Origin of the sequence: Protofrankia symbiont of Coriaria myrtifolia (assembly GCF_900634755.1) — a bacterium.
In the GTDB taxonomy this organism is placed as follows: domain Bacteria; phylum Actinomycetota; class Actinomycetes; order Frankiales; family Frankiaceae; genus Protofrankia; species Protofrankia coriariae.
On sequence record NZ_CAAAFS010000313.1, the window covers coordinates 21,679 to 40,724 of the forward strand.

The 19,046-nt window shown below is 69.9% G+C and carries 15 protein-coding genes and 1 tRNA gene; 8 read left to right on the forward strand and 8 right to left on the reverse strand.

The features are described 5' to 3' along the window. Positions 1-15: 15 nt before the first annotated feature. The 6 genes from rho to CM1CMNOD_RS17990 form a co-directional block, all read right to left on the reverse strand. Positions 16-2,304: a transcription termination factor Rho gene (rho, locus tag CM1CMNOD_RS17965; protein ID WP_043607090.1), complete on the reverse strand. Its 2,289-nt coding sequence runs from the start codon at positions 2,302-2,304 to the stop codon at positions 16-18. Between the two features lie 585 nt (positions 2,305-2,889). Beyond that, complete coding sequence (locus CM1CMNOD_RS21945) at positions 2,890-4,065, reverse strand: homoserine kinase (protein WP_013875015.1); 1,176 nt, start codon at positions 4,063-4,065, stop codon at positions 2,890-2,892. Continuing rightward, complete coding sequence (gene thrC / locus CM1CMNOD_RS17975; RefSeq protein WP_431307098.1) at positions 4,062-5,198, reverse strand: threonine synthase; 1,137 nt, start codon at positions 5,196-5,198, stop codon at positions 4,062-4,064. The genes CM1CMNOD_RS21945 and thrC overlap by 4 nt, the downstream gene beginning before the upstream one ends. Before the next feature lie 101 nt (positions 5,199-5,299). Next, positions 5,300-6,583 carry a homoserine dehydrogenase gene (locus tag CM1CMNOD_RS17980; protein ID WP_013875017.1) on the reverse strand — a complete coding sequence of 428 codons (1,284 nt, stop codon included), beginning with the start codon at positions 6,581-6,583 and terminating at the stop codon, positions 5,300-5,302. A gap of 217 nt (positions 6,584-6,800) precedes the next feature. Then, on the reverse strand, positions 6,801-7,835 hold the full coding sequence (locus CM1CMNOD_RS17985; RefSeq protein WP_013875018.1) for a DALR anticodon-binding domain-containing protein: 1,035 nt from the start codon (positions 7,833-7,835) through the stop codon (positions 6,801-6,803). Between the two features lie 68 nt (positions 7,836-7,903). Then, positions 7,904-8,296 carry a response regulator transcription factor gene (locus CM1CMNOD_RS17990; protein ID WP_013875019.1) on the reverse strand — a complete coding sequence of 131 codons (393 nt, stop codon included), beginning with the start codon at positions 8,294-8,296 and terminating at the stop codon, positions 7,904-7,906. Positions 8,297-8,369: 73 nt separating this feature from the next. Here CM1CMNOD_RS17990 and CM1CMNOD_RS17995 point away from each other — a divergent pair. Beyond that, positions 8,370-8,441, forward strand: a tRNA-Arg gene (locus CM1CMNOD_RS17995). A gap of 344 nt (positions 8,442-8,785) precedes the next feature. On the opposite strand, the gene CM1CMNOD_RS18000 is transcribed toward CM1CMNOD_RS17995, so the two are convergent. Then, complete coding sequence (locus CM1CMNOD_RS18000) at positions 8,786-9,280, reverse strand: GbsR/MarR family transcriptional regulator (RefSeq protein WP_013875021.1); 495 nt, start codon at positions 9,278-9,280, stop codon at positions 8,786-8,788. Between the two features lie 56 nt (positions 9,281-9,336). Between CM1CMNOD_RS18000 and CM1CMNOD_RS18005 the strand changes: the two genes are divergently transcribed. The 7 genes from CM1CMNOD_RS18005 to CM1CMNOD_RS18040 all read left to right on the forward strand — a co-directional run bounded on the left by CM1CMNOD_RS18005 (position 9,337) and on the right by CM1CMNOD_RS18040 (position 18,594). After that, a complete protein-coding gene (locus CM1CMNOD_RS18005; protein ID WP_013875022.1) occupies positions 9,337-10,236 on the forward strand; it encodes an ABC transporter ATP-binding protein in 900 nt (299 codons plus the stop codon). After that, complete coding sequence (locus tag CM1CMNOD_RS18010) at positions 10,229-11,896, forward strand: polyketide antibiotic transporter (protein WP_237702852.1); 1,668 nt, start codon at positions 10,229-10,231, stop codon at positions 11,894-11,896. The genes CM1CMNOD_RS18005 and CM1CMNOD_RS18010 overlap by 8 nt, the downstream gene beginning before the upstream one ends. Before the next feature lie 487 nt (positions 11,897-12,383). Continuing rightward, a complete protein-coding gene (locus CM1CMNOD_RS18015; RefSeq protein ID WP_013875024.1) occupies positions 12,384-13,352 on the forward strand; it encodes an EamA family transporter in 969 nt (322 codons plus the stop codon). 67 nt (positions 13,353-13,419) lie between these two features. Further along, positions 13,420-14,670 carry a radical SAM protein gene (locus CM1CMNOD_RS18020; RefSeq protein WP_013875025.1) on the forward strand — a complete coding sequence of 417 codons (1,251 nt, stop codon included), beginning with the start codon at positions 13,420-13,422 and terminating at the stop codon, positions 14,668-14,670. A 33-nt stretch (positions 14,671-14,703) separates the two neighbouring features. Next, a complete protein-coding gene (locus CM1CMNOD_RS18025; protein ID WP_013875026.1) occupies positions 14,704-15,627 on the forward strand; it encodes an agmatinase family protein in 924 nt (307 codons plus the stop codon). Between the two features lie 606 nt (positions 15,628-16,233). Further along, the gene (locus tag CM1CMNOD_RS18030) at positions 16,234-17,280 is read left to right on the forward strand and encodes an MBL fold metallo-hydrolase (protein WP_013875027.1); all 1,047 of its coding nucleotides are present in this window, start codon (positions 16,234-16,236) and stop codon (positions 17,278-17,280) included. A gap of 558 nt (positions 17,281-17,838) precedes the next feature. Continuing rightward, entirely contained in the window at positions 17,839-18,594 is a 756-nt protein-coding gene (locus tag CM1CMNOD_RS18040) for a glycoside hydrolase family 16 protein (protein ID WP_043604002.1), read from the forward strand. A gap of 153 nt (positions 18,595-18,747) precedes the next feature. On the opposite strand, the gene CM1CMNOD_RS18045 is transcribed toward CM1CMNOD_RS18040, so the two are convergent. Next, positions 18,748-19,046 (reverse strand): CAP domain-containing protein (locus CM1CMNOD_RS18045; RefSeq protein ID WP_131774098.1); only part of this gene is annotated, 299 nt, incomplete at its 5' end.

Below are 19,046 nucleotides of genomic sequence, written 5' to 3' on the forward strand. Positions count from 1 at the left end.
GGCCCCCGTCCTGGTTCAGTCCTGGCCCGGGGTGGTCTTCGCGATCTGCATCAGGAACTCGTAGTTCGTCCGCGTCTGCTTCAACCTGTCCAACAGAAGATCCAACGCCTGCTGGGACTCCAGGGTGTGCAGGACTCGACGCAGCTTGTGCATGATCACCAGCTCGTCGGGTGCGAGGAGGATCTCCTCCCGACGGGTTCCGGAGGGGTTGACGTCGATCGCGGGGAAGACCCGCTTGTCAGCGATCTTACGGTCGAGCTTGAGCTCGGCGTTGCCGGTGCCCTTGAACTCCTCGAAGATCACTGTGTCCATCGTCGAGCCCGTCTCCACCAGCGCCGTGGCGATAATGGTCAACGAGCCGCCGTTCTCGATGTTCCTGGCGGCGCCGAGGAACCGCTTCGGCGGGTAGAGCGCGGTGGAGTCCACACCACCGGACAGGATCCGGCCGGACGCCGGCGCGGCCAGGTTGTACGCCCGACCGAGACGGGTGATCGAGTCGAGCAGGACGACGACGTCCTCGCCCAGCTCCACCAGCCTCTTGGCCCGCTCGATGGACAGTTCGGCGACGCTGGTGTGGTCGGACGGCGGCCGGTCGAACGTCGAGGCGATCACCTCGCCCTTGACCGACCGCTGCATGTCGGTCACCTCTTCGGGACGTTCGTCGACGAGAACGACCATCAGGTGGCATTCCGGATTGTTCGTGGTGATCGCGTTCGCGATGGCCTGGAGCACCATCGTCTTGCCTGCCTTGGGCGGGCTGACGATCAACGCGCGCTGGCCCTTGCCGAGCGGCATCACCAGGTCGATGACCCGGGTCGTCAGCAGCTGCGGCTCGGTCTCCAGGCGCAGCCGCTCCTGCGGGTAGAGCGGGGTGAGCTTGGTGAACTCGGGGCGGCTGCGCGCCTCCTCCGGCTCCAGGCCGTTGACCGTGTCCAGCCGGACCAGCGCGTTGTACTTGTCCCGCCGCTGCTCGCCCTCCTGCGGTGCCCGGACCACCCCGGTGATCGCGTCACCGCGGCGCAGACCGTGCCGGCGGACCTGGGCCAGGCTCACGTAGACGTCGGTCGGGCCGGTCAGGTAACCGCTGGTACGCACGAACGCGTAGTTGTCGAGGACGTCGAGGATGCCGGCGACCGGCACGAGCACGTCGTCCTCGCGGACCACCGGCTCCGACTCGGTGAAGCCGCCGCCCTGGCGTCCACGGTTACGGCCACGCTCCCGGAAGCGGCCCCGGTTACGCCGGTTCCCCCCACTGAAGTCGTCGTCGCGGCCTGCCTCACCCCGGTCGGGCTGAGCCCGCTCGGTCTGGCCACGGTCGGAAGAACCACGATCGGACTGCCCACGATCGGACTGGCCGCGATCGGAAGAACCACGGTCGGAAGAACCACGATCGGACTGCCCACGATCAGACTGGCCGCGATCGGACTGGCCGCGATCGGAAGAACCACGCCCCTGGCGGTCGTTCGCCGGGCGGTCGCCCTGCTGGCGCCCCTGACGTTCACTGGACGCGGGACGTTCGGCTGACGAACGGTCGCTATCGGGCTGCTGACGGTCACGCCTGTCCTCGCGGGCCCGGCCGTTACCGTTCTCCGACGGGCGGGGAAGGCTGGCCGGTTCAGCCACCACCGTCTCCGCCGGCACGGCGGTCACCGGCGCATCCTTCACGCTGGGTAGTGATTTGGTGGGCACGTTGTCCGTCACGGCGGCGGGCTCGGCCGTAGCCGGTGCCACAGCCGGTGCCACGACGGCTTCCAGCGTGCCGGCGGCTCGCGGGCTGTCGGCGCTGCTCGTCGCATCGGAGGCGGCCACGGCAGCGGGCTGGCCCTGTCCGGGGCCGGCCAGGGCGTCGGTCAGGGTCGCCTGCTCGGCCGGGGCGACGGACGGGCTGCCCGACCCGCGGGAGGCGGCCCGGCGGCTGCGGCCACGCGTGGGTGCCTCGGTCGGCGCGGCCGCTGCTGGCGCGCCGGTGACCGGCGCGGTGTCGAGTGCCGACGCGGCCGGCTCCGGCTGCGCGGCGGGAACAGCCGCGGCGGACGACGTCACGGCCGAGGCCTCGCCGCCGGCCGCGCTGTTGGGAGCCTGCACGTTCTGGATCGCCGCGATGAGCTGCCCCTTTCGCAGACGTCCCACGCCCTGGATACCCAACGAAGCCGCCATGGCCTGCAACTCCGGTAGCAGCATGGCCGAAAGGCCGGTGCCGGAGCGCCGGCGTCGTGTGGAGCCGGTGTCCACGGACGACGTCGGTGTCTGTGACCCCGCAGACTCACGTGCGCTGTCAGGCAGCACGTCGGTGGTGTCGCTCAAGATGTTCCTTCCCTGAAGGGACCGGCTTACGGGAGCCGGGTGATACTTGTTGACCTTCTTCGCCTGGGCATCCCACATGGAAACGATGTTCAGCGCCGGTGGGCAGGCAGAGCGCCCATAACGGCGCCAACGGCTGAGTACCGCGTGCGAACTCGTCTGTCCCGCTGAGGACTTGACCGGTGCTGGCCGAGGCTTCGATGACGAGGCTGAGGCACCAAGTCCGGTACCAGGTTCCGGCTACGAGGAGCCGGTGGCACCGGCGGGCGAGCACGCGCCGCGGCGGCAGCGGGTGCAGTCATCAGACTATCCAGACGCAGTCACCTGGGCAACATCCTTGCCGACGTATTGCTTCGGAGTCATCCGTTTCCCACCCGGGCCGGGGCCATTTCAGCCAGCGTGCCGTACTCGCGAGGAGCGTCCACCGGACTTACGGGACATGCCGGACAGGCGCACCGGGCGCGGAACGGACACGCCCGCGCCTACCGCCCGGGGAGCTGTGGAGGATTCCCCCCGCCGCGGCGGTCACCGGTCGTGACGCCGCCCGCCGGCCAGGCACCGGCGGCGGTGGAGGCAGCGGCGGCGCTGTCAGCCGACGACGAGCTCGACCCGCGCCCCGTCTCGGTCGACGGGCAGGTCGAACACGCTGAAATCGCTGCCGGCGCAGGTCCGCGCGAGGGCGGCCTGGTCCTGGTCGACGGCCAGTGCCAGCACCGTCGGTCCGGAACCCGACAGGACGGCCGCCAGCCCCGCCGCCCGCAGCCGGGCGAGCAGATCGCTGGTCTCGGGCATGGACGGCAGCCGATAGGGCTGGTGTAGCCGGTCATCGACGGCCGCCAGCAACGCGTCCCGCCAGGACACAGCGCCCGGCCGGACGTGTTGATTCCCGACCTGCTTCCCAGTCTGGCTGCCGGCCGGCCTCCCCGCGGAGAAGCCGGCCAGCCGGTCGTCGGCGAGGCCGGCGTAACCGTTCTGTCCGTCGCCACGCCGACGGCCGTTCCCCGGGCCGGCAGCGGCGCGGTCGTTGTTCTCCGGCCCGGGCGTCCCCGGGGAGGCCACCGCGGCGGTACCGGCTCCGCCGGAGCGGGGCCGCGGGCCTCCCGACATCGCCATCGCCAGCAGCGCGGCCCGCCCGGCGCTCATCGCTGCGTCCGCGTGGGGCACCCCCGCCGGCAGGGCCACCCGTGACTGTGCCGTCGACTGACGGCGGGTGGGCACGAACACGACCGGTCGCAGATCCTCGGGAGGGTCGGTACGGGCCACCCGCGGCGGGCCGTCGCTGTCGTGCCAGGCGATGGTGAAACCGCCGTAGAGGGCGGCGGCGACGTTGTCCGGGTGCCCCTCGAGCCGGCAGGCGAGCGTGAAGACCTCCGGGATGTCCGGGCGGCCGCCGCCCAGCGCGCTCGCCGCGAGCAGGCCGCCCACGATCGCCGCGGCCGACGAGCCCAGGCCACGGCCGTGCGGGATGCGGTTGACGCAGTTCAGCCGGATCCCGGCCGGGGTGATGCCGGCCGCGGCGAAACCGGCCCGCAGGGCACGGACGACCAGATGGGTCTCGTCACGGACGCCGTCGTCCTCACCGGTCACCTCGATCGACAGGCCGGCACCGGTGACGGTGACGGTGAGCTCGTCGTACAGGCCGAGCGCGAGGCCGCAGGCGTCGAAGCCCGGGCCGAGGTTGGCGCTGGTCGCCGGTACCCGCACCCGGGCCGCCTGGGCCGTCCGGGACGCGGCCAGGAGTGGCGCGGCCGCCGGGCGGTTCACGACCCGTGCAGGTCGAGCGCCGTGGCCGCGGCCGCCACCGTCGCCGGTATGGTCACCGGCCTGGCCGCCCCGCTGATCGCCCACTCGGGGTCCTTCAGCCCGTTGCCCGTCACGGTGCACACCACCCGCTCGCCGGCCTCGACCCGGCCCGCTGCCCGGGCCTGCAACAGCCCGGCGACGCTCGCCGCGCTGGAGGGCTCGACGAAGACGCCCTCGCGGTGCGCGAGCAGCCGGTAGGCCGCGAGGATCTGCCGGTCGGTCACCGCGTCGATCCCGCCGCCGGAGTCGTCCCGGGCCCGCACGGCAAGGTCCCACGACGCGGGATTGCCGATCCGGATCGCGGTGGCGATCGTCTGCGGACGGTCCACCACGCTGCCGCGCACGATGGGGGCGGCACCGGCCGCCTGGAAACCGTGCATGCGAGGCCGGCCGGCGCCGCTGCGCGCGTCCTCCTCGACGTAGCCGCGCCAGTAAGCTGTTATATTTCCCGCATTTCCGACAGGCAGGCAGTGGACGTCGGGAGCCGAGCCCAGATCTTCGACGATCTCGAAGGAGGCGGTCTTCTGCCCCTCCAGGCGGAACGGGTTCACCGAGTTGACAAGGGTGACCGGGAAGGTGTCCGCGAGTTCGCGGGCGACCCGCAGGCAGTCGTCGAAGGAGCCGTCGAGCTGTAGCAGGCGAGCCCCGTGGACGAGGGCCTGCGCCAGCTTCCCCAGCGCGATCTTGCCGTTCGGCACCAGCACGGCGCAGGTCAGCCCGGCACGAGCGGCGTACGCGGCGGCGCTGGCACTGGTGTTGCCGGTGGACGCGCAGATCACCGCCTGGGAACCCGCCTCGACCGCACGGCTGATGGCCATCGTCATCCCGCGGTCCTTGAACGAACCGGTCGGGTTGGCACCCTCGATCTTGAGATGAACATCACAGCCGGTCAGGTCGGACAGGTGAGCCGCGGGCAGCAGCGGGGTCCCGCCCTCCCGGAGGGAGACAACCGGCGTGTCCGGGGAGACCGGAAGCCGATCACGGTACTCCTCGATCACTCCCCGCCACACCCGTCGCGTCCTGGCGGCCGGGGGCGCCTCGGGGGCGTGCGCTCCTCCGGCGGCCCCTGCCTCCCCGGCCGCGAGTGCCGCCACGGTCGCTCGTGCCGTTGTCGGCGCCGTCGCGGCACGCGACTCGGTCGGCACCGTCCCTTCTGGGGATGTCGTCGGCGCTGTCGCCGCGCGCGATGTTGTCGTCACAGCTCACCTCCCTCGACCCGCATCACGCTCGCGACGGCGCGGACGACGTCCAGTTCCCGCAGCTCCTCGACGGTCGCGGCCAGGGCCGCGTCGGTGGCCGCATGCGTGATCAGGACCAGACTCGCGTCGTCGCCGTGACCGTCCTGGCGGACGCTCTGGATGGACACGTCCTGGCGCGCGAACGCGGCGGCGACCGAGGCGAGCACCCCGGTCTTGTCCGTCACGTCCAGGTTGATGTGGTAGCGCGTCACGGTCGCGCCCATCGGCAGGACGGGCAGGGCCGCGTAGGCGGACTCCCCCGGGCCACGCCGGCCGGCCAGCCGGTTGCGCGCCACCGCGACCAGGTCGCCGAGCACCGCGGACGCCGTGGGCGAGCCACCGGCCCCACGACCGTAGAACATCAGCTGGCCGGCCGCCTCCGCCTCGACGAACACCGCGTTGAACGCGTCCCGGACCGCCGCCAGCGGATGCGCCCGCGGGATCATCGCCGGATGCACGCGCACGCTTACTCCAGGTGCCTCCACCGACCGTTCGGCGATGGCGAGCGCCTTCACCGTGCAGCCCATGGCGCGGGCGCTGGCGATGTCCGCGGCGGTGACGTCGCCGATGCCCTCCCGGTGGACGTCGTCCAGGGTCACCCGGGTGTGGAACGCCAGCTGCGCGATGATCGCCGCCTTCGCGGCGGCGTCGAAGCCGTCGATGTCCGCGCTCGGGTCGGCCTCGGCGTATCCGAGCGCGGTCGCCTCCTCAAGGGCCTCGGTGAAGCCTGCGCCGGTCTCGTCCATCCGGGTGAGGATGTAGTTGGTGGTGCCGTTGACGATGCCGAGCACCCGGCGGACCCGGTCACCGGCGAGGCTCTCCCGCAGCGGGCGCAGCAACGGGATCGCGCCGGCGACCGCCGCCTCGTAGTAGAGGTCCACGCCGTGCGCGGCGGCGGCGTCGTACAGGGCCGCGCCGTGGGTGGCCAGCAGCGCCTTGTTCGCCGTCACCACCGACTTTCCCGCGCGCAGCGCGGCGAGCAGCCAGCCGCGGGCCGGTTCGATGCCGCCGACCACCTCCACGACGATGTCGATGTCGTCCCGGGTCGCCAGCGCCGCCGCGTCCCCGGTGAAAACCGCTGGATCGACTGGGATGTCGCGCGCGATGGACGGGCGGCGGACGGCCACGCCGGCCAGTTCCAGCGGCGCGCCCACCCGGGCGGCGAGATCCTCGGCATGGGTGTGCAGCAGCCGGACGACGTCGCTGCCGACCACACCACACCCCAGCAGCGCAATCCTCATCATCGCCGGTTCCTCATCGCGGATTCCTCACCGGATTTCTCACCATGGCCTGCCCCACCATGACCATGCCCACCGTGCGTCGCTCCCGTCGGGAGCGTCGGCGCCGGCCGCGCCGACGTGGGGACAAGACACCTCGTGGCGCCGACGGACGCGCTGGCACAGCCGCCGGTGGGCGCCGGCTGGCGGACGGGTGAACGGGCCTGGTCACGCACGACAGTCACATCCTCGTCGGAGCCGACACGCCCAGCAGGTGGAGACCCCCGGCAAGCACGATCCTGGTCGCGTCGGCGAGTAGCAGCCGCGCCCCGGTGAGCGCCCCTGCCGCGTCGTTTCCACGGGGCAGCACCTCGCATACCCCGTGGAAACGATGGTAGGTATCGGCAAGCTCTTCGAGGTAACGCGCGACCCGGTACGGTGCCCACAGCTCAGCCGCGGCCGCGACGGCCCTCGGCAGATCACCCAGCGCCCGCAGCAGATCGCCCTCACGCGGATGGGTCAGCAGGGACACGTCCGCGCCCTCGACATCCACCCCCAGCCCCAACTGCCCGGCATTACGCAGCAGCAGACAAATCCGAGTATGAGCGTACTGGACGCGGAAAACCGGATTGCCGTTGGCCTGCCTGGTAATGACATCGAGGTCGATGAGGTCGATATCGCGCGCGCCGGCGCTGCCCGGTGGGAGGCGGGCAAGCGAATAACGGGCCGCGTCCGTTCCGACCGTGCTCACCAGATCGGCCAGGTCAGCCAGGCCAGTGTCAGCCAGGTCGGTCGGGTCGGCCGTCGAACCGGTTACGGCGCGCACGCCGCCAGCGTGATCGTCGCCGTCACGGCGGCCGGCGTGATCATTATCGCCATCCGGCCACGGGCGACCGGGCGTGACGCCGCGGGCCGCGGTGTCACGGGCCGCGGTGTCACGGACATAGCCGTCGCCCGCCCGCACGATCATCCGGGCGATCTCTCCGCGGGCGTCACTCGCCAGCCGGATGTTCAGGAAGCCGCCAGCGGCGACATCGACGCCGGACACCGCCTGATCCAGCCGAAGCCGGGCCGCGACCGCTTCCGCGATCTCCCGCGGTGGCCGCCGCGCCGGCCGGGCGAGCCGGAGGGCGATCGCGGTGGTGTAGTCACCATGGCCGGCGATCCTGGGACGTTCGACCGGCACCATCGTGGGTGCCTCCACGTCGAGCTCATCGTCGGCGACAAGATCGCAGACGATGGCCCGGAGGGTTTCCGCGAGATCGGCCGGGGTCATGGCGTGATGCTATCGGCGCGCAACGGTCCCGGCCGGGCTACCGAACCTCGGACAGGCCGGCCGTGGCCTCAGACCGGCTGGTCACGGCCGGCGGCGAGGCGGCGCACGACCCCGATCAGCTCGTCCGGATCGAAGGGCTTGGTGAGGTAGTAGTCCACCCCCAGCCGCTCCCCACGCCTGAGGTCCGCGGCCTGGGCGCGCGCGGACAGCAGGATCACCGCGATGTCCGCCGTGGCGGGATCCTCGCGCAGGCGGGCGACCACGTCCCAGCCGTCCAGGTGCGGCATCATGACGTCCAACGTGATCACATGCGGCGCGACGGCCCGGACCCGCTCCAGACAGTCGAAGCCGTCGACCGCGGTGTACACCTCGAAGCCCTCCAGCTCGAGGTTGACCACCACAAGCTGGCGGATCACAGCGTCGTCGTCGACGACGAGGACGCGCGGGGCTTCGCAGTACACATCCGGAGCTTACGGCCACCTGGCCGGATGACTACCCCCACGGGCCTGGTACGGTAAGACCCGTCGTCCTGGAGCCCCCGTAGCTCAGGGGATAGAGCACTGCCCTCCGGAGGCAGGTGCGCAGGTTCGAATCCTGCCGGGGGCACACAGCGTAGTATCTTAGTTATAGAGAGTTCATAAATCGAGTGCTTCTCACTCAGACTAGCTATTTTGGGGCACAGGTCGACTGCCTTTCGCTGGTTCTGAGTTCGATTCTGTCACCCAAGTCAGGCAAAGATTCCTCGTCGGGTTACGCAGGTTCGAACCCGGGTTTTTCCGGTTCCCGGCGGGTCGCCCCCTCCGGCGGGTACGGCACCCGCCTCGCCAGCGGCTCCGTTGGGCGGGCCGACCCCTTCCCCGCCCGCCTGTTCCCCCGCACCCACTGACCGGGCCTGATCCTCGACGCCCACGCTGTTGGGCCGGATATTTGCCGTGGCGGACGAAGTACCACTAGCTTGGGCGGGCCTGTTGGCGGCGCCAGCGGGCTAGCAGGGCTGGCATTTCGGCCTGCAGGAACTCGAAGAACGCGAGCGACTCGGCCAGCCGCGTGCCGGCCGGGCTGGCGGCCCCGACCGCGTCGATACCGGCCCGGGCGGTGACGATCCACCGGTCGAGCACCTGCTCGCGGCGGGCGACCATCTCGTACCAGCTGTCGTCCTCGAAGACGTAGTGCTCCCGGCGGGAGCCCGGCTGGCGTTCACGGCGCAGGATGCCCAGACCGGTCAGATAGCGCACGGCCGCGGAGACGGCGGCCCGGCTGATCCGCAGCTGGTCGACGAGTTCCTCGGCGGTGAGCCGGGCGTCGTCGGTGGCCAGCAACGCCGCGAACACGAGCGCGGGCATCCGCGGCATGCCGGCGTCCACGAGCGCTCCGGCGAAGCGTTCGACGAACCGCTCCACCGCTCGCGGATCCCCCTCCGGCCGGCGTCCTTCAGCTGCCTTCACTTCGCCGCCTTCACTATGTTCATAAAATCGTGAAAGTTCCGTAGAATGTAAAGATCATGTATGCAATCTACACCGAGGGCCTGACCAAGCACTACGGCGACACCGTCGCCCTCGACCGGCTCGACCTGGCGATCGCGCCCGGTGAGGCATACGGCTACCTCGGCCCGAACGGCGCAGGCAAGACCACGACGATCCGGCTGCTGCTCGGGCTGCACCGCCCGACGGCCGGCCGGGCCCGCCTGTTCGGGATCGACGCCTGGGCGGAGCCGGTCGCCGCGCACCGGCGGGTGGCCTACGTCGCCGGCGAACCGGCGCTGTGGCCGTCACTGACCGGGACGGAAACACTGGAGTTTCTGGCTCACCTGCACGGTGGGGTGGACGTGGCCTACCGCGACGAACTGGTCAGCCGCTTCGAGCTCGACCCGCGCAAGAAGGTACGTGCGCTGTCGAAGGGCAACCGGCAGAAGGTCCAGTTGATCGCGGCCCTGGCCACCCGCGCCGATCTGCTCATCTTTGACGAGCCGACCAGCGGCCTGGACCCGCTGATGGAGGTGGAGTTCCGCCACTGCGCCGAGGAGGCCAGGTCACGCGGCCAGACGATCCTGCTCTCCTCGCACATCCTCAGCGAGGTCGAGGCCCTCTGCGACCGGGTCGGCATCCTGCGCCGCGGCCGGCTGGTCGACGAGGGCACCCTGGCCCAGCTGCGGCACCTGCACGCCCAGACCGTCGAGGTCACCTTCACCGGCCCGGCGCCCCAGCTGCCGCCGTTGCCCGGTGTGCAGGTGCAGCCGGTCGGCCCGAGCGGCCTGCGGCTGCGGACCACCGGGGGTGTGGGCCCGGTCATCGCGGCGCTCGCCGGGCACCCGGTCGCGACCCTGACCAGCCAGGAGCCCTCCCTGGAGGAGATCTTCCTGCACCACTACGCCGACCCGGCCCGGGGCAGGATCGATGACTGACCCCACCGTGACGGCCCCGCCGGCCGTGCCGGCGGCACCCCGCTCCTGGCCGGGACCCGGACGCGGACGCGGTGGTGGCGTGATGGTCCCGCTGGCCGGGCGGGCCCTACGTGACGCCCGGACCCGCACCGTCGTGTTCGCCTACCTCTTCGCCGTCTACTCCTACGTCCAACCGGTCGGATACCGGCACACCTATCCCGAGACCGCCGACCGGCTGGCGTTCGCCCGCGGCTTCGCCGACAACACCGGCCTACGGCTGCTCTACGGGCAGCCCCACCAGATCCAGACCATCGCCGGCTACGCCGCCTGGCGGGTCGGCGGCGTGCTCGCGATCGCCGCCGCCGTGTTCGGGCTGCTCGCCGCCGTGCGGGCGACGCGCGCCGAGGAGGACAGCGGCCGAACCGACCACCTGCTCGCCGGCCCGGTCTCCCGCCGCGTCCTGTACACCGCCGCCTACACGGCGATCGCCGCCGGTGTCGGGGCGCTGTGGCTCGCGGAGTTCGCCGGCCTTGTCGTCACCGGGCTCCCCGTCGCAGGCTCGGCCTGCCTGGCCACGGCGGCCGCGTCGGTCGCGGTGACCTGCGCCGGTATCGGCGCGCTGGCCGGCCAGCTCGCCGCGTCCCGGCGCGCCGCGCTTGCCCTCGGCGGTGCCGTGACCGGCGTGCTGCTGCTCCTGCGCGTCCTCGCCGACACCGTCGCCGGGCTCGGCTGGCTGCGCTGGCTGACCCCGCTGGGGTGGGCCGAGCAGCTGCGTCCCCTCACCGGGGCCCGGCCGCTGGTCCTGCTCCTGCCGGTGGTCGTCACTGGCGTGCTGCTGGCCGTGGCGACCCGCCTGGTCCGCGGACGCGACATCGGCGCCGGGCTGCTGCCCAGCCGCGACAGCGCCGACCCCTGGCTGCACCTGCTGCGGTCGACCACGTCGCAGGCGCTGCGTGGCCAGGGCGGCGTCCTCGCCGCGTGGCTGGGCACGGTAGCGATCTTCATGTTCGTCCTCGGCACGGTCTCGCACAGCATCTCCAGCGCCGACGTGCCGCAGAACGTGCAGCGCGAGATCGCCAAACTGGGCTCCGGGTCGATCCTCACGCCCACCGGCTACCTCGCGTTCCTGTTCCTGTTCGTCACCCTGGCGGTCAGCCTGTTCGCCTGCGTCCAGATCGGCGTCCTGCGTCAGGACGAGGCACAGCATCTGGAAACCCTGCTCGCGCAGCCGCTCTCCCGCGGGGGCTGGCTCGCCGGACGGTTCGTGCTCGCCGGCGTTGCCGCCACCGCCATCGCCCTGACCGCCGGCCTGGCCGCCTGGGCCGGCGCCGCCGCCTCCGGTGTGCGCGTCGCGCTGCCGAGCCTGCTCGAAGCCGGTGCCAACACCCTTCCCACCGCCGGCCTGTTCCTCGGCCTCGGCGCCCTTGGCTACGCGCTCGTGCCCCGGGCCGCCAGCGGCATCGCCTACGGTCTGGTCGCGGTCACCTTCCTCTGGCAGCTCGTCGGCTCTCTGCTCAGCCCACCGCGGTGGCTGCTCGACCTCACTCCCTTCGCCCACGTCGGCCTCGTGCCGGCCCAGCCGTTCCGGCCGGTCGCGGCAGCCGTCATGGTCGGCATCGGGCTGCTCGCCGGCCTCGGCGCGCTCGCCTCGTTTCTGCGCCGTGACCTGACCACTACGTAGGAAGCGCGGGGACAGCGGCGCGAGGGATGCGGGAGGGATGCAGGAGGCCCCGCCTGGGCGGCGCGGGACGCCGTCCGCGCTGCCCGCCCCAGCCGCGGTGTCGGCCCCGCGCCAGCCTGTACCGGGCGCGTACACGCACGTCCGGCCGCGTTCGCCCCTGCGCTGTTCCCGCTCCGGTCCTGCGTCGGTTTTATGCCAGTCTTATGCCAGTCTTGTGGCGTCCTTGTGGCGAGCGTCCACCGCCGGTCAGGTACTTTCCTGTGGAGGCCGCACCCACCCGGAGATCTCTTCAAGATCACCAGGAAAGTATCGGAAATTTACGCCAGCCAGCGTCAAGCACGTTCCCGCGGACAGGTCGAACCATTCTCGCCGGCATCACTCGGCAAGATCATGATTAGGATTCCTTGACCCGAACACGGCTCTGCTCCTAACCTGTTACGCGCTGCCGTTCCCCTCGCATTATTTGATGGCGAGGAGACGCCCAGACATGACACGTGCGGGCGTGGAGAAATCTCAGCGGACGCTGTCGGGTTATCTGTGCATATCCGCGGCGTCGGCGCTCTTCGGGCTCGCAGGCGCGGTCGCGAAGGTGCTGTTCAACGACAATATGTCCGCGGTTTCGCTGACCGCTCTGCGCTCTTTCTGCGCGGCCGTCGCGCTTGTCCCGGTCATCGTGTTCGCGCGCGCCAGAATCCTCCCGGTGAATCGGGCCCAGCTCGGGCATCTCGGCATCATGACGATCCTGTTGATCATGGTGAACCTGACATTCTACATAGCCATCAGCAGGACCGACGTGGCCGTCGCCATCATGCTCGAGTACACGGCACCGGTCTTCGTCATCCTGATCGGGCTGGGCCAGGGCACTCATCTGCTCAACCGGGCTAGCGTCACCGTGCTCGGTATGAGCGTCCTCGGCTGCTATCTGCTCACGGGCGCGTACGACGCCGACATCTTCCGGGCCAACCGGTTGGGGCTCGCGGCCGGGCTGCTGTGCGGGCTCGCCTTCGCCCTTTACAACATGGCCGGCAACCGGGCACGACGACTCGACCTTGAGACAACGACCCTCACTTTTCACACCTTCGTGATGTCGGCGGTCGGCTGGCTCGTACTCGTCCCCGTCCTCCCGCTCGACCGGATCGACTATCGACCGTCCACCGTTGCCTACATCCTCTTTATCGGGGTCTTCGCCACGGTCGTGCCGTACTGGCTGCTGTTGCGCGGACTGCGACAGGTGGACGCGTTCCCGGCGACGGTCATCGGCATGCTCGATCCCGTCGTCGCGGGGCTCGCCGCGTATCTGCTCGTCGACGAACGACTTGCGCTCCCCCAGCTCGCCGGTATCGCACTGCTCCTGGTCGCCCTCGTCCACATGCACTGCAACGAGCGTTTCCTGCTTCGGGAACGTCCCGGCGAACCGGCGGGAACCGGGCAACGGGAAGAGGCCGTCGTGAACTGACCGGCGGACCGGGCGTCAACCGTTCTGGTGCCGCGCCGGATCCACCGGAGAAAGGGCGTGAGAACCCATGGGCAAGAGCATCACCGTGGCCGATCGGAAGAACCTGCCGCACATCGTCGCGGCCCGCCAGCGAATTGAGGATCTCTGGGCCAGGGGCACCGACTACTGCGAAAGCACGGTAGCCGAGGCACAGGCGCATGCACGCATGCTGCACCTGGACATGGACTTCACCGGCGAGTGCCAGCTCAAGTGCTTCTACTGCGACCGCACCCCGGACCGCTACAGCGACGTGCCGAACCGCACCGAGCTGACGACCGAACAGCACAAGGACATCATCCGCCAGGCCAGGGAACTCGGAGCCACCACCATCGAGTTCCCCGGGGCGGGCGAACCGATGATCGATCCCGGTTTCTGGGAGATTCTGGAGTACATCCACGACAACGGCATGATCCCGGTCGTCTTCACCAGCGGCTGGCATCTCAACGAGCTGACGATCGACCGGCTGTACCGGCTCGGCGCAACCATCTTCATCAAGCACAACTCCGACGACCCACGGGTGCAGGACAAGATGGTCGGCGTCAAGGGCTACGGCAGGGTCGCCACCAGGGCGCTACACCTGCTCGTCGAACGGGGATTCGCCTCGACGATACCCACCCGCATGGCCATCGACATGGTCGTGACCCTGCATTTCCAGGACATGGAGGAGATCGACACGATCTTCCGCTGGTGCCGCGACAACAACGTGCACAACTACATCATGACCCTCATTCCCGAGGGTATGGCCGACCACCGGCAGGTTCTCTTCGAGAAGCGGCGGGCCGACGAGCTCATCGAGTTCATGACCCGGATCGACCGCGAGGAATACGGCCTGGAATACGTTCCCAGCCGGCCCATGGGGGGCGGTTACCGGTGCCGCCAGGTCAACGTGGGCCTGTTCGTGAACCTCTTCGGCGAGGTGTACGACTGCAACGGCCTCGGCCGCCTGCTGGGCCATCTGCGCCACGACAGCCTGGCCGACATCTGGCAGTCGACCTATGCCCGGCGCGTGCGCCAGCCCGACCAGAACGGCTTCTGCCTGCTGCGCGAACGCCAGTGGCGGGGCGTCGATCTCGGGCCGATGGACCGCAAGACCGAGCAGTACCTGCACTGGCGTAACCGGCACGAAGCCGACCCGGTGATGGAGAACGCGCTGGACGAGATCTCACAGGTCGAGATCCACCGGCGGGGTGCCCGCAGCCGGGCGGTCGACGTGGAAATCCTGCCGGCGGGCGCCCGCCCCGCCGACACGCTGCCCGCGCAGGCGCCCGCGAAGCCGTAGGCGAGAAGATACCGGCGAGAGGAAGAACGCACGATGCACACGAAGGTCGTCGACGACCCGACAATATGCTGGGTCGCCGACAGCTGGGTCGACCAGACCACGCCGGACGACGCCGTCTTCTCGTTCCTGCGGATCCCGTTCGACTACGCGGTGAGCCATCGACCGGGAACCCGTTTCGGGCCCGAGGGCATTCGGACCGCGTTCAACGGGTTCTCCCTCTACTGCACCGATAAAAGAGTCTCGCTGGACCACGTCCGACTGGTCGACCTCGGCCGGGTCGACGTCGTCCACTCGCTGCCGGAAACCTACGCGAATATCACCGAAGCCGTGGCCGGAATTCCCCCGGAACAGCATCCGGTCTTTCTCGGTGGTGACCACTCGATCGCCGACCCGATTTTCCGCGGCCTGCTCCGGCGGAACCCGGGCCGGCGATTCGGACTGATCGTTTTCGACGCCCATTTCGACGCCCGCCCGCCGATCCCCAGGAAGGAACACTCGGGCCACTGGATGAAGACCCTGGAAGATGTCATCGACTACTCGGTGACCGCCCAGCCCGGCATCAGCGCCCCCATCTACTCCGAGTACTACATGCGTTCCGCGGAGGAGCAGGGGGTGCTCGTCCGCACGCCCTACGAGATCCGTCGGCGTGGCTGGTGGGAGACTCTGGAAGAAGCGATCAGCCATGTGTCCCGGGACACCGACGGCGTGTACATCTCCGTCGACATCGACTGCCTGGACCAGGCGTTCGCACCCGGCACCAGCGTCCCGAACGGCAGCGGTCTGCTCACCCACGAGGTGGCGGACGCCGTCTTCGAGATCAGCGGCGCCGTCCCCGTGGTGGGCATCGACATCAACGAGGTGAGTCCCCCGCTGGACCGCCTCGACCAGATCTCCCAGCTCGCGGCCCATCTGCTCCTCAACCACATGGCCGGTGTCGTCGCCGGCAAGTGGGCCTGACCGGATCCATGCCCCGTCACCCGCGTCCCCCACCCACAGCCCGTCGCCCGCGGCCCGCCGCCGTGGTGACGGGCTGGTTGCCTGGCTGCCACGGCCCGGCCTCCCAGAGCCCGCCCCCGGCCGCGCGCCGGTCGGGGGCGGGCTCTTGCGTTCCGACGTCGAACCCGACGCGCGGACAGCTGTCTGTCACCGCCCCGGCTGCCCGATACCCGCGTTGGCCGGTAGCCGCCGGCTGTAGGTGGAAACCGCTGCCATCGCGACGCTTTCCACCTACGGCTTCCGCGCCTGTAGGTGGAAAGCGCTGTCATCACGACGGAATCCACCTACGGCGGAGGCTGAGAGCAGCGCGGCCGGCGGCGGACACTGGCGGCGGCTCGATCCGGCCGGGAGCGTCGCGGGCATGTCCGTCGTCGACAACGAACCGGCCACCGGGCGGGGCATCACGGCCTATTCGCGTCCTGGGTCATTCGCGTGCTGCCGGCGAAACTGGCGCGATCGGGAGGCAGGTGACCGATCAGCACAGTAAAATCGTATTAATTCCAATTATCTTTAGACAGATCGAAAACGCCGCGACCACCAGCCGAAGAACCAATCGAGGAGACGTGCGTGCCACCGCCGCCGAACGAACAACCCGACGACTGGACGGAGCCCGGCGCACACCCGGTGGCGGCCGGGGTCTACCGCATCCCGCTCCCGCTGCCGTACAGCGGTCTGCGCGCGGTGAACGTCTACGTCGTGCCGGACGTCGACGGCCTGGTCGTGGTGGACTCCGGGTGGGCCATGCCGTCCACCGAATCCGCGCTGGCCACCGCTCTGAGCACGCTCGGCTACCAGCTCGACGACGTCTCCCGCGTGATGGTGACCCACGCGCACCACGACCACTACACCCAGGCCCTCGCCCTGCGCGCGCGGTTCGGGACGAAGGTCAGCATCGGCTGGGGGGAGCACCACTCGATACTCGCCGGTGAGAAATCCGAGGTCCTCACCCGCCCGCAGATCGCGATGCTGCTGCGCTGCGGTGCCCCCGAGCTGGCCGAACGCTACGCCCGATACCTGGTGCACGAGACGGACCACTCGCAGAACGCGCCGTGGGGTCCCCCCGACAGCTGGCTCGACGACGGCGATGTCGTCGGCCTGGCGGAGCGCAAGCTCGACGTCCTCGCCACCCCGGGGCACACCCGCGGCCATGTGGTGCTCCGTGACAGCACCAACGGCCTGCTGTTCGCCGGCGACCATGTGTTACCGCACATCACCCCGTCGCTGGGGTTCGAGTGGGCGCCCGAACCGTCGCCGCTGCGCAGCTTCCTGCAGTCGCTGCGGCTGATGGGCGGTCTGCCCGACACACTGCTGCTGCCCGCGCATGGCCCGGTCACCACCAGTGTGCACCGGCGGGTCGAGGAGCTGCTGGCCCATCACGAGGCCCGTCTGGACACCGCCGCCCGCAATGTTCGCGCGGGTGCCGAAACGGCGTTCCAGGTCGCGGCGGCGATGCGCTGGACCCGCCGGGAACGCCGACTGGACGAACTCGACACGACCAGTCAGACGCTGGCCGTCCTCGAGATCGAGGCGCACCTCGACCTGCTGGTGGAGCACGACCAACTGGTCGCGGCCACCGCCGGGGACGGCGTTGTGCGCTACGCCACGCGAAACTGAGCTCCCCGAAATCGGGGATCCGGTACTGGACGACGGCTACCAACAGACGCGGCGACCAGACACGATGGCCGGCGGCGGAGAAACGGGCCCATCATGACATATCATCCTAAAAATAGATCTACTCCTGTTAGGATGCTGGAACGTCGCTTGTCGGCGCTAGGTGTGCGCACAGGGGCGTGTTACGCTGCCCTCCGCCGGAGGGGACCGGACATGTAAGGACTCGTGTTGCCCAGACTTCAGTCCTCCGCACCGACCAAGTCCAGATTCAGGACTCGGTGGCGGCTCCTGGCGATGACGTTGACACTACCAGTGGGTGTCGCCCTGGCGGGCTGCCAGGCTCCTCGCACGTCCACGTCACCGGAGTCCTCCCCGTCTGTTTCGTCTATCGGGCAGCAGGCCGCCAAGGCCTACCTGGCAGCGCATCCGTCGCCCGGCGCGTCCGCGTCCGCGGCCGCGGGCGATCAGCCGGCTCAGTCAGCACCGCCCACGGCGGGGCCGGCACAGCAGGCAGCGCCCACACAGGCCCAGGCCCAAGCCCCGGCCCCGGCCCCGCCGGCGGTGAATCCGCTTCTCCCGCTGCTCGCGCCCGCTCCCGCCACGCGGCCACCAGGGCTCGACGACAGCTGGCGCCTGGTGTTCGGCGACGAGTTCGACGCACCTGTGCTGGACACCGCCAAGTGGGTCACCAACGTCTGGCAGGGCGCCCAGTGCGGGGCCAACTCCGGCAACCACGGCTCGCAGAACTGCTATTCGCCGTCCGCGGTGACGCAGAGCGACGGCAAGGCGCACCTGACCGCGAGCAGGGCTCCCTACAACTTCAAGGGCAGGACGTTTCCGTACACCAGCGGCATCATAAACAGCGACCAGCGGTACTTCTTCACCTACGGTTATGTGGATGTCCGCGCCAAGTTGCCGAAGGGCAAGGGGTTCTGGCCCGCGATCTGGCTGTACAACCCGGCCTACACACTCGATGAGATCGACATCATGGAATTCATCGGTGAGGACCAGACGACCATCTTCCAGACACTGCACACCAGGCACGGCAGTGAGAACCAGTTCAAGACCAGGCACTCGGACTGGAGCGCCGACTATCACAACTTCGCCGTCAGGTGGGAGCCAGGATCGCTGACCTTCTACATCGACGGCGTGCAGACCGGTCACCTGACGAGCCTGGTTCCTTCGGAAAAGATGTACCTGATGGTGAACCTGGACGTGGGCGGCTCCTCCAGCTGGGGCGGTGCGCCCAACAGCGCCACTCAGTTCCCCAGCAGCGTCGACATCGACTACGTCCACATCTACCAGCAGGCCCCATAACCGCCGACAGGCCCCATGGGCCACAGCCCTGCCGAGCCGGCACGGGTTGCCGGATCGACCGGTCACCGCCACCGGTCAATCCGCACCGGCCGCGGTGACCGGCAGACTCGACAGACCGCTCCGACAGCCTGCATTTCCCCCGCGGTTTCCCTGTCAGGCGGGCGTGCCGAAAACCTGAGTCCAGTAGATGCCGTAACTACCGCCACGCGCGTAGCCGACCCCGATCTGGGTGAACTCCCCGTTGAGGATGTTCCGACGGTGGCCGGGGCTGTTCATCCAGCCGTCCATCACCTCCGCCGGGCTGTTCTGACCGGCCGCGACGTTCTCACCCAGCATCCGGTAACGGTAACCGGACGCGGTCGCACGGTCGGTCATCGTCCGGCCGTCCAGGCTGACATGGTCCATGTAGCTGTTCGCCGCCATGTCCTCGCTGTGCCGCTGCGCCGCTAGTG